Origin of the sequence: Psychrobacter piscatorii, assembly GCF_001444505.1 — a bacterium.
In the GTDB taxonomy this organism is placed as follows: Bacteria; Pseudomonadota; Gammaproteobacteria; order Pseudomonadales; family Moraxellaceae; genus Psychrobacter; species Psychrobacter piscatorii_B.
In genome coordinates this window covers 1-10,618 of the sequence record NZ_LNDJ01000110.1, presented here as the reverse complement: position 1 = coordinate 10,618, position 10,618 = coordinate 1, and the positions used below count along the sequence as shown (strand labels likewise).

General features: G+C 44.9%; 11 protein-coding genes and 1 pseudogene. 6 read left to right on the top strand and 6 right to left on the bottom strand.

The genetic code is table 11. The features are described from left to right. From AS194_RS11905 to AS194_RS11895, 4 genes and pseudogenes are all read left to right on the top strand, one after another. Positions 1–657 (top strand): DUF72 domain-containing protein (locus AS194_RS11905; protein WP_058025706.1); only part of this gene is annotated, 657 nt, incomplete at its 5' end. 31 nt (positions 658–688) lie between these two features. Next, a complete protein-coding gene (locus tag AS194_RS11900; protein WP_058025705.1) occupies positions 689–1,846 on the top strand; it encodes a metal-dependent hydrolase in 1,158 nt (385 codons plus the stop codon). Positions 1,847–1,961: 115 nt separating this feature from the next. Continuing rightward, a pseudogene (locus AS194_RS13835) lies at positions 1,962–2,492 on the top strand (PIN domain-containing protein); the annotation flags it as partial. A 27-nt stretch (positions 2,493–2,519) separates the two neighbouring features. Next, positions 2,520–3,092, top strand: coding sequence for a hypothetical protein (locus AS194_RS11895; protein ID WP_227511649.1), 573 nt, complete (start codon positions 2,520–2,522; stop codon positions 3,090–3,092). Between the two features lie 61 nt (positions 3,093–3,153). Here the strand turns inward: AS194_RS11895 and AS194_RS11890 are convergent, their stop codons facing one another. Together AS194_RS11890 and AS194_RS11885 are read right to left on the bottom strand one after the other, a co-directional pair. Beyond that, the gene (locus AS194_RS11890) at positions 3,154–3,558 is read right to left on the bottom strand and encodes a hypothetical protein (protein WP_058025704.1); all 405 of its coding nucleotides are present in this window, start codon (positions 3,556–3,558) and stop codon (positions 3,154–3,156) included. A gap of 208 nt (positions 3,559–3,766) precedes the next feature. Then, entirely contained in the window at positions 3,767–4,396 is a 630-nt protein-coding gene (locus AS194_RS11885) for a superoxide dismutase (protein WP_058025703.1), read from the bottom strand. Positions 4,397–4,924: 528 nt separating this feature from the next. Between AS194_RS11885 and rdgB the strand changes: the two genes are divergently transcribed. After that, positions 4,925–5,578: an RdgB/HAM1 family non-canonical purine NTP pyrophosphatase gene (gene rdgB, locus AS194_RS11880; RefSeq protein WP_058025702.1), complete on the top strand. Its 654-nt coding sequence runs from the start codon at positions 4,925–4,927 to the stop codon at positions 5,576–5,578. A gap of 439 nt (positions 5,579–6,017) precedes the next feature. Next, a complete protein-coding gene (gene tig, locus AS194_RS11875) occupies positions 6,018–7,361 on the top strand; it encodes a trigger factor (protein ID WP_058025701.1) in 1,344 nt (447 codons plus the stop codon). A 206-nt stretch (positions 7,362–7,567) separates the two neighbouring features. Here tig and AS194_RS11870 read toward each other — a convergent pair whose 3' ends face one another. The 4 genes from AS194_RS11870 to ureE are packed head-to-tail and all read right to left on the bottom strand — an operon-like array spanning position 7,568 to position 10,541. Then, positions 7,568–8,320, bottom strand: a complete 753-nt coding sequence (locus tag AS194_RS11870; RefSeq protein WP_058025700.1) for a HupE/UreJ family protein — start codon at positions 8,318–8,320, stop codon at positions 7,568–7,570. Positions 8,321–8,371: 51 nt separating this feature from the next. After that, on the bottom strand, positions 8,372–9,061 hold the full coding sequence (gene ureG / locus AS194_RS11865; protein WP_083499689.1) for an urease accessory protein UreG: 690 nt from the start codon (positions 9,059–9,061) through the stop codon (positions 8,372–8,374). A gap of 57 nt (positions 9,062–9,118) precedes the next feature. Then, positions 9,119–9,913, bottom strand: coding sequence for an urease accessory protein UreF (locus tag AS194_RS11860; RefSeq protein WP_058025699.1), 795 nt, complete (start codon positions 9,911–9,913; stop codon positions 9,119–9,121). Then, on the bottom strand, positions 9,903–10,541 hold the full coding sequence (gene ureE, locus AS194_RS11855; protein WP_058025698.1) for an urease accessory protein UreE: 639 nt from the start codon (positions 10,539–10,541) through the stop codon (positions 9,903–9,905). Before ureE ends, AS194_RS11860 begins: the two co-directional genes overlap by 11 nt. Positions 10,542–10,618: the final 77 nt, after the last annotated feature.

Below are 10,618 nucleotides of genomic sequence, written 5' to 3'. Positions count from 1 at the left end.
CCCATCGGCCAAAAAGCCTTTGCTGGTATGATCGACAAAGCCTATGTACAAGCCGATAGCGAGTTGAAGTTTGCGGTAAAGCTGCATCAAGACTTTACCCATGCGCGCAAAGGCACAAGCGAGCATGCACAAGCATTTTTAAACGCCCTATCCCCACTCATCGAAGCCGATGCGCTCGCGCCTCTACTATTGCAATTCCCCCATGGCTTTGATCGTACTCGTGAGCATCGGCTATATCTGGCCAATCTGGTCAGCTGGTTTGGCGATTATCCGCTAGCAGTCGAGTTTCGTCATAACGCATGGCACACCCCGCAAGTAGTCGATAGCTTTAAACAGCAAGGTCTCATTTGGTGCAGCGTTGACTATCCTAAAGTCAGCGGTCTACCGCCATCACGATTGATATTCACCGAGCGCACCGGCTACCTGCGCATGCATGGCAATAATCTGAACTGGTGGGATGCGATGAGCGCCAGCGATCGTCATGATTATCGCTACTCTGAGGCGGAGATGCAGGACTGGGCGCAAGCGATTGGCAATCAGCGCCAGCATTTTGATGTGCTATATATCTTTTTTCAAAACACGGTGAAGGCGCACGCGTATTATAATATTGCGATGCTGCGTGAGGCGCTAATAGCGCATAACTTTGACGTACTGTAGTTAACCTAAACCCTAATTTAATAAGAGCGCTATGGATTCACTCAGTCAAATCGTCTTAGGTGCGAGCGTCCAAGGGGCATTACTTGGCAAATATCAGGGTCGCAAAGCCTACCTATACGGCGCAATACTGGGCACGCTGCCTGATTTGGATGTCCTGATTAGCTACCCTGACCCCATCAGCGACATGACCTACCATCGTAGCTTTAGTCATTCCTTATTTGTCCTGAGCGCAGTAGGTATCATCGGCGCTTGGCTGATTAGCCGCTATCACCACTGGCGCGATATGCCGCTCCCTTATTCAACGCGGCGCTTAGCACTCGCCATGACGTTGGTGTTGACCACCCACCCTATCTTGGACAGCTTTACCGTCTACGGTACGCAGCTTTTTTGGCCGCTACAAGACCCGTTGCAGATAACCCCAATCAGTATTGCCTCCGTCTTTATCATTGATCCACTCTATACCTTACCGCTACTGATAGCGGTAATCGTGGGCATTATAAAAGGGTGCAAGCTTGCGGTATTCAAAGCAGGACTGCTGATGAACTGTCAACGCCTTGCGGTTTGGATGCTGCTCCTCAGTAGCAGCTATTTATTATTGGGCTTAGGACTAAAATACCACGCACAGTCGCAAGCGGAGCAAACTTTGGCAGCAGCTAATATCCATACCACGCGCATCAAAACCATGCCTGTGTTGCCAACAATCCTTATGTGGCGTACCGTTGCCGAAGATAATGAGCATAGACTGATTGAACTCAGAGGCAGTGTCTTAGATAGCCGCTTGCCTGAATATCGCTATCTGACGCAGTACGACAACGCGCAGACATTACGGGCAAACCTGCCAGCGCAAAGCCGACCCTATGCCCAGCGTCTTGACTGGTTCTCTGGTCACTGGACAGGGTATCGCGTCCAAATGCTACCCGCCGCTTCTACTACTGGCGATGCAGGCGAACAGCTGGTCGTTGATGATTTGCGTATGATGGCAGGTAACACGGCGTTCTTTAGTTTTGTATTAGCGGATAAAACCAATGACAATGCGCAATGGCAAGCCCTCACTCCGATAGACGCCCCTGTAATTAGAGCAGACAACGAGCCTACACCGTCACGCTTTGAGCTGATTCAGCAAGGCTTTAAAAGGGTGTTTGATGAGTCGATGGTAGATGGTGATAGTGGCTGGAAAGTGGTTGAATAAAGTTGGTTATTATTGGTGACAGGGATTGGGGTTTTGGAGTAAAACTAGTGTAAACAATTGTTAATTATTTCTGTTTTGTAAGAAACAACGCATTGAAAAAACCTAAGGACAAAAAATGGATTCTGATGAAGATAAGCAATATGGCGCAATCCTTGTAGATACTTGTATCTTCGATAAAAATGGTTTAAGGCTAGAAAAAGGCTTACTAGGAAAATTAAACCAATTTAAAGATAGTGAAATACACTACCTTTTACCAGACGTTATAAAAAGTGAAGTCAGAAACCACTTAGAAAGCAAGGTAAAAAGCGCACGTGCATCTCTAGAGAAAGCATTAAATGATGCTGGAGATCATCTGTTTTTTGATGGTAGTGAACTAAATCATGCAAAATCAGTTTTGATTGATAGTAATGAAATTAAAGGAGTTGCTGAAAATCGTATTAATAAATTTATACTTAGTACGGGAGCTTTAGTTCTTGATTGCGGAAAGTATGTATCAGTATCTTAACTTTTACAGCAATACTTCCAGAACAAGGCCCCTTTCGCAGAGACAGGTAAGAAAAAAAATGAATTTCCTGATGCAATTGTCCTTTTAGCGACAGAAGCATGGGCGAAGGAAAATGATCTGCAGGTCTTAGCAGTTGGCAGGGATGGAGATTGGAAAGAATACTGTGAAATGTCAGATAATATCGATTACATTGAAGATTTTGCAGATGCATTAAGTAAATTTAATAAAGAGACAGCACATTTTGCCTTCTTGTCTTTACTTACCTCTCAATTAGAACAAGAAAATAGTATTGATGCAGCTGATTTTTTACAGAGAATTCGTAGTAGTTTAGAGGTGGTACTTGATGGCTTCACACCAGACCAAGAAGCAGACTCTTCTCACTACTGGGAGCCAGATGGCTGCCATGGATGGTTAAGTGACTTTGAGTTAGCCAGTCATGACTTCAAAATAGTAGATCACGCAGAGGATTACGTTGTTTTGGAAATGAATGCTGTTATCTCAGTTAAAGTAGAAGGAGAATTTTCTCTTTCTCACTATGACTCAATAGATCGTGATTCTGTTGGACTAGGTGGGATTGTAACTACTGCTGAAGAGCAGTTTGAATCTGCCATATTAGTCACTATATGTGGCGACCTAAATGGTGATTTATCAGATGTGGATATTGAAGATGTAGAAGTTGTAGACCCCATAACATCAATTGACTTTGGAACTTTAGAACCTGATTACGGATATGATGAATAAAGCTGTTTAATAATAAAAAAAGAACACCCACCGTGTCCTTTTTTCACATCACCCGCGCCCATCACACAGATTCAGGCACATTCACCGCCTTGATATACCAACTCGCACTCACAAATAACAACACCGCCAGCACCGCACCAAAGATTTCTACCGCAAACGGCGTTTGCCCCATCGGCTCTGTGCTACGTGGAAAGATATTGGCAATGTCCGCCACATAAACCGCAAAAAACTCCACCGCGAGCAACAGCAGTATCTTGCCGCGCATCGCATGACCGTCAATTCCTGTAAACAGCTGCCAAATGCTCAGCAGCCCAAGGGTAATCAAAAACACATTAAATAATGTCATTACCATGGGTGAATAATCAGGAAACGCCCGCATCCCTACCAAGTTGCTAAATATCATAAAGCATAGATTAATGACCGACAGTGTCAAAATAGCAAGTACAGCGATGCGCGCTTTGTTCACGAGCTCCCTCCGTGTTAATTCCATTTTTTATTGAAAATCATTATAGCGCTGCTGAACATTTTTTTGCTGATAAAGGTTCACTGGCGATCACTTACTTTCTGTAATGCATCGATAAAGTGTTCTAAAAATAACCGCAATTTTATCTCGCCCACAAAAAAAAGAGCACCAAACGGCGCTCTTTTTTTATATCAAAACTTAAGCGTCAAGATTACTCTTCAACACCTGCGTCTTGACCTTTATATTTTGCGTTTGCGTAGTCCCAGTTTACGAGCTTGTCTAGGAACGTATCAACATAGTCAGGACGACGGTTACGGTAATCTACATAGTACGCGTGTTCCCATACATCACAAGTCAATACAGCGACTTGGTCGTGTGCAAGTGGGGTATCGGCGTTAGCAGTTTTGGCGATTGATAGTTTGCCACCCACTTTATCAGCGACTAGCCATGCCCAACCTGAACCAAACTGAGTCAATGCTGCGTTTTTGAACTCTTCACGGAACTTGTCGTAGCTACCGAAATCTTCTTCGATTTTGGCTTTTAGGTCGCCAGTAGGTTCGCCGCCGCCGTTTGTTGGCGTCATGCAGTTCCAGTAGAACGTGTGGTTCCATACTTGGGCTGCTTGGTTGAACATACCTTGCTTGCTGTCATCTTTAGCAGTCGCTTTGACGATTTCTGGTAAGGTTTTGTCTTCTAAACCAGAACCTGGTAGTAGCTCATTTAACTTGTTTACGTAAGCAGCATGATGCTTGTCATGATGATATTCTAGCGTCTCGGCACTGATATGTGGCTCTAGCGCGTCTTTTGCATATGGGAGATCTGGTAAAGTAATATTTGACATAATTATTTTATCCTTGCTTATTTGGCCACTCATACTACTGTCTCTCTAAATACAGACATACCTAAAATAGATACGCCTTAAGAATAGAAACACTTGGTATCGAGCTAAATTGGCTGAGTTTATTGTTTGAAGTGAATGTTATCGCTTAATACACGTGATTGCTTAACACTGTATCACGTATTATTATGAATCCAAAATTAACCTAGCTGTTATTGTTCGTCCAAAAGCCAAGTGTTTGACTCTATAGACTTTTATTAACTTAATATTCACAAGCTATAAGATATATTTCACTGTAGCTTGGTCACTATTATAACAACAGCCCCTAATAATATCAGTTACCAAATGTTATAGCTCGTATATTCTGCATCGTCACTGGTTATTTATTCAACGATGACCTTTTACCTCGTCAAACCCTATGCCATCGGTACTAACATCGTTATCGAGGTCGATCTATATAGCATCTATAAAAATACCAAAAGTTAAAGCTCAACTAATTCATTCATATTTTTTATATAACGGAACGACCCTATGAGCACTACCGATACCGTACAACTCGCTCCCCAATCAACCTCTGATAACCGGTGGGTGCTGGCCAGTAATAATAAAGGCAAATTGGCTGAGTTTAAACGGCTATTTGCCGAAGCGAACTTGGACGTGACGATTGTCCCGCAAGGTCAGCTCGATATCGACGATGCGATAGAGGATGGGCTCAGCTTTGTCGAAAACGCCATTATCAAAGCACGCCATGCCAGCCGTCTGAGCGGACTGCCTGCGATTGCTGATGACTCAGGACTGTGCGTGCCTGCCCTCGGTAATGCCCCCGGCATCTACTCGGCGCGTTATGCTGGCGAGCATGGCAATGATGACAAAAACAACGCCAAGCTCATTGCTGACTTGCAGCCATTACGCACGACCCAGCCTGACACACCGATTGAGGGTATGTTCGTTTGCGTATTAGCGATGGTACGTCATGCGGATGACCCGCTACCCATTATTGCTCAAGGCTTATGGCGCGGTGAGATCTTAGACGCACCGCATGGTGACGGCGGTTTTGGCTATGATCCATTGTTTTGGTTACCTGAGTTACAAGCTAGTGCGGCAAGCCTAAGCGCGGCTGATAAAAATCGTCTCAGTCATCGGGGGCAGGCTATTCAGCAATTATTGGCACAACTGCCTTTATAGGTTCTCTTATAAAAATTTTATAGGTTCTCTTGTAAAATAAGTGCGCTTGTAATCGCAAAAAACCTTAGAAACCCTGCCGTCAAAGAGATAATTTTTACTTTAATAAGCAGATAGATTATACTGTTCTACTTTTAAAATTTTGTTGAAGGCCGTTATTTGCCTGTATAATTCACCAAAAAGCGTTATTATGCGGTGCATTAACGGTTTATAACTGATATTTGGTAACCCTGACAACTTCGACAGTGTCACCCTTTAGTATCAGCGGCGATTGCTACTGGTGCTGATTTTGAAGTGGCGGGCTTATCATTATCCCCTATTTATTCCAGCGGCAACCGTCGTACACGCCCGTAATTTGAGGCACGGTTTGTCTATTACCATTTAACCCTAAGTACTATCTCATTAATCAAATGTACTACTTAATCCTAAAGGTGTAATGAACATGGCTACAGATTTGCAAGTCACAACCAACAAGCTATCTAATAAAGAGACTCAGCTCACGGTTAAAGTACCCGTTGAAAAAATTCAAAACAAAGTAGAAGGCCGCATCAGCCAAGTGGCGAAAACCGCCAAAATCGACGGTTTCCGTAAAGGCAAAGTGCCAATGTCGCACATCCGCTCACAGTACGGTGCGGGCATCCAGCAAGAAGTGATCAACGATGTGATCCGTGATACGGTCTTTGAAGCGATCAAATCTGAAGACATCCGCGCGGTTGGCATGCCAAACATCGACGACGTCAAACTTGAAGACGATTTCTTGGTATATCAAGCCACTGTTGAGATCTTCCCAGAAATCGACGTACAAGGTATCGATGAAATCGAAGTTGAGCGTCACACGGCAACCGTCAGTGACGAAGACGTTGACACCATGATCGAAAACCTAAGAAAACAACGTGAAGAATTCGTTGAGAAAAAAGGCATGGCGGCAAAAGACAACCAAGTGACTTTTGACTTTGAAGGCTCTATCGACGGTGAAAAATTCGAAGGCGGCTCTGCTGAAGACTTCAAACTAGTGATCGGTAGCAACCAGATGATTCCAGGTTTTGAATCTGGCATCAAAGGCATGAAAGCTGGCGAAGAAAAAACCATCGACGTGACTTTCCCAGAAGATTATCAAGCTGAGAACCTAGCTGGTAAAGAAGCTCAGTTCAAAATCAACGTAAAATTGGTTGAAAAATCTAAACTACCTGAAATCGATGATGCTTTCCTAGAGCTATTTGGCGTGACTGAGGGCGGCGTAGATAAACTAAAAGAAGACGTACGCAAAAACATGGAACGCGAAATCAAAAACGCTGCGCGTAGCCAAGTGAAGCAAGCGACTTTTGATGCATTGCTAGAAAAGAACGAGTTTGACGTACCAAGCGCCATGCTAGAGCAAGAAATCGAGCGTCAACGCAACATGATGATGCAACGTTTTTCTCAGCAGTTCGGTGCGAGCGCTGATAGCTTCGACAAAGACATGCTGCCAAATGAGCTCTTTGAAGAGCAAGCGCTACGTGCAGCCCGTCTTGGTATCATCGTTGCCCGTGTTATCGACACCAAAGGTCTAGAAGTAGATCAAGAGCGTGTTGAAACCTTCATCAAAGAAGCGGCTGAAAACTACGAAGATCCAGCGGAAGTAATCGAGTACTACACCAATGACAAGCAGCAACGCGCTAACATTGAGTCTGTGGTACTAGAAGACCAAGTAGTAGATTACTTGATCAGCCAAGGCAAAGTGACTGACAAAGAAGTCAGCTACCAAGATTTGCTAGCGGCTCAGCAACAACAGCAGCAAGGCATGTAATCTAGAATGAGCGCTGTATGGTGTTAAACCATAACACCATACAGCACTCTTGTTCTACATATCAAAAAATACGGCCCCGATCATCGATCGGGGCCGTATTTTTTTTGTGCACGCTCAATGGCTTTTTTGATTAACCAATCGCTAGCATGATCGTTACGCAAGACGTATCAGCTCAGACTACGCTCAAAGTCTTGCAATAATACACCCTATACTAGAGCAGGTACAAACACCGCACCCAGTCCAAGTACGACCAGACCACGCTGTAACCATAAGTTATCACCTAGGCGCTGCTGTAGCTGCTGGCTGACCAACGTACCAACTGCATATAGCGCCAGCATCGTCACTAGCATCCCTGCATAAAAACCCAACTGACCACTTACGCCAGCATTCGCTGGTACTTCAAGGGCATGTGCCAATCCGTGAAAGACTGCCAAACCACCAAAACCAAACAACGATAGTTGCTGGATGCTTGGCGTATGCGCTGGCTGCGTACGCGCTGAAAAAGCTTCTTGTCGACTCTTATCACTCATCAAAATCAGAGCCAATACGACCACTGATAGCGATATGGCAATCTCAATCAATCCAGATGATGCCGCAAACCCAACACCGCCAACCAACACCCCAATAGTGCCCAAAACGGCCCCTAGCGATAATCCAGCTGTCAATGACATCATACCTAGGCGCTGTTTTTGTAGTCCATAAAACAACATACCCATCCCTACTGCCAAAAACAGATGATCAAGACCCGTCACTGGATGCAGCAATCCTGCTTGCAATGTGCCCAAAAACGAGGGCGCTTGCATGGCAGTTGAGTGAATATGACCCGAATGTGCCTGCGCCAACGACGGTACCATCGTAAAGGTTGCAAGCGTCATTGAAGCCGCTGCTATTTTTCGAGAAGATAAAGCCTGTGAAAAACGGGCTTTATGACTGTGATGCTCTTTTGTATGTTGTGTCATGGGGTTGACTCCTTATGATGAATATTTTAATGATTGATGAGGGGCTATTGGTTAAGCGAGCATACCGTGCTCTTTGATAAAGGCAATAATTTCATCCAGACCATCACCGGTTTTCATATTGCTAAAGACAAAAGGCTTATCGCCACGCATTTTTTTGGCATCGCGCTCCATTACCTCAAGCGATGCGCCAACCATTGGCGCAAGATCGGTTTTATTGATGATTAATAAATCCGACTTGGTGATACCAGGGCCCCCTTTACGAGGTATCTTATCACCCGCTGAGACGTCAATGACATATAAGGTCAGATCAGACAGCTCTGGGCTAAAGGTCGCGGCAAGATTGTCACCACCCGACTCAATGATAATCAATTCTAGGCCCTCAAAGGTTTCTTGCAACTCGGCAATGGTCGTCAGGTTGATCGACGCATCTTCACGAATCGCGGTATGCGGACAGCCGCCCGTTTCTACGCCGCGAATACGTTCAGCGGGCATCGCATTATTGCGTGTCAAAAACTGCGAATCTTCTTTGGTATAAATATCATTGGTGACAACTGCCATATTGATCGTATCACGCAAGTTTTGACACAATTTTAGGGTCAAAGCAGTCTTACCACTACCGACTGGCCCGCCGATGCCGAGGCGTAAGCAGGATAAAGAAGCAGGCGGATTTGACTGGTCATTATCAATATGTGAGTCAGGTGTAGATTGGATGCTTTTTGGTTTGATCGGGGTTAGAGACATGGTAAGCTCCTTAAATGTTTCATATAGGAATAGTGATAAATAGAGATAAAGGTAAAATTATGAGCGGAACAACCGGCTGTATTGCTCCTCATGCATACTTGAGAGAATCGCCAAATTTGGCAAGCTATTAGAAATATTGAGCCTGTCATAGAGGTCTTCGCACAGCTTTTGACAACCCTGATGTTCACTCATATTGAGCGTGTCGGTCGCGTTTGATGACGTGATTAAATCCTCAAAGGCTTGCTGTATGCTATCGCTCAGCGCTCCAACTTCAGAGCCAAGATCACTTTGCAGCTGCCACAAGATACGCTGACCCGCCATTTGCCCGAGTGGTACGGTTTTGACAGCAGCGAGCACCATATTTTCCAATTGAGCAAATCCATAGGTGGTCATCGACTGCATGAGTGGCAGCTGCCAATGCTGGGCAATGTGAGCAAAAAGTGGTAAATAACCATCATCAGGTATCTCAGCAGGTATACCAAGACTTAGTACCTCGTTGAGCCAAGATACCATCGCCTGCGCTAGCTGCTGCGACTCTAGTATAAACTCTTTACTCTCAAGGCCTGCATGATAATCATGTGCCAGATTTGCCGCTAGCACCTCATTACCTTGATCAAGCGCACACATGATAAGTGCCAATATAGGTAGCTCGTAGCCAATGACAGCCAGCGCAAGATAGTCTTGCATAAAGGTAAGCGTACTGGCTTCATCAGAGATAATGCCTGACTCAATCGCTGACTCTACGCCTTGTGAGTAGGTATAGCTACCAATCGGCAAGTTACTAGAGGCCAGCATCAACATCTGCCCAAGTTGGACAGACTGATGGGACTGAGTACTGCCATCAACCCTCATTTGAGCGACCTATAGACGCATTATGATGGCTGTGGCTGTCATCATGGTTATGGTTATGGTTATGACTGTGATTGTGGTTGTTGTCATGGTCATCATCATGCCTATGCGCGTCATTATGCGAATGCGTATGAGCGTGAGAATGGCTATGCGAATGCCCGTGTCCTGTCTGATAAGCACCCGTTTCAGGCTCAAACGGCACTGATACAGACTCAGTATGCAGCCCAAGATTTTCTAGCATTTGTGCCAGTACATGATCGTTTTCAAAATACAGCGCGTACCCTGCTGCACTGTGCTCAAACATCAACGGCACATGGCGATTGCCCAAATGATACGCGCCTTTCATTAATAAAAAATCATCGGCTGCCATCACTTTGGTCACCGCTTGGGGCTTGGCGATGACTTGCATCAACTCCCCTGCGGCATTGGTGAGGACGTCATCTCCTTTTAAGACACCAGTACGCGGCAAATCGATACCGACCGCCTCCCCTGAAACTGTCACAGCTCGAAATCGCGAATGCTGACGAGTATCAAAGTCCAAAAGCAGATAGTCATCCGCTTGGCGCTGGGCAGTCAATTGCGCTTGTTGGATATCACTTAAGGTAGGGAGACGGGTATTAAATATTTTCATAAATATAATGCTCTATTTACTGTGGCTCAAACGATTGAATAATAGTATTGATATAGTCAGTTCAAAATAAAAGTGTT

What these genes read in the sequence shown, in the direction of transcription:
- AS194_RS11860 (WP_058025699.1), bottom strand. Translation starts at nt 9,913, where the DNA reads ATGAGGGTTGATGGCAGTACTCAGTCCCATCAGTCTGTCCAACTTGGG.
- AS194_RS11885 (WP_058025703.1), bottom strand. Translation starts at nt 4,396, where the DNA reads ATGTCAAATATTACTTTACCAGATCTCCCATATGCAAAAGACGCGCTA.
- ureG (WP_083499689.1), bottom strand. Translation starts at nt 9,061, where the DNA reads ATGTCTCTAACCCCGATCAAACCAAAAAGCATCCAATCTACACCTGAC.
- AS194_RS11895 (WP_227511649.1), top strand. Translation starts at nt 2,520, where the DNA reads ATGTCAGATAATATCGATTACATTGAAGATTTTGCAGATGCATTAAGT.
- AS194_RS11870 (WP_058025700.1), bottom strand. Translation starts at nt 8,320, where the DNA reads ATGACACAACATACAAAAGAGCATCACAGTCATAAAGCCCGTTTTTCA.
- ureE (WP_058025698.1), bottom strand. Translation starts at nt 10,541, where the DNA reads ATGAAAATATTTAATACCCGTCTCCCTACCTTAAGTGATATCCAACAA.
- AS194_RS11900 (WP_058025705.1), top strand. Translation starts at nt 689, where the DNA reads ATGGATTCACTCAGTCAAATCGTCTTAGGTGCGAGCGTCCAAGGGGCA.
- rdgB (WP_058025702.1), top strand. Translation starts at nt 4,925, where the DNA reads ATGAGCACTACCGATACCGTACAACTCGCTCCCCAATCAACCTCTGAT.
- tig (WP_058025701.1), top strand. Translation starts at nt 6,018, where the DNA reads ATGGCTACAGATTTGCAAGTCACAACCAACAAGCTATCTAATAAAGAG.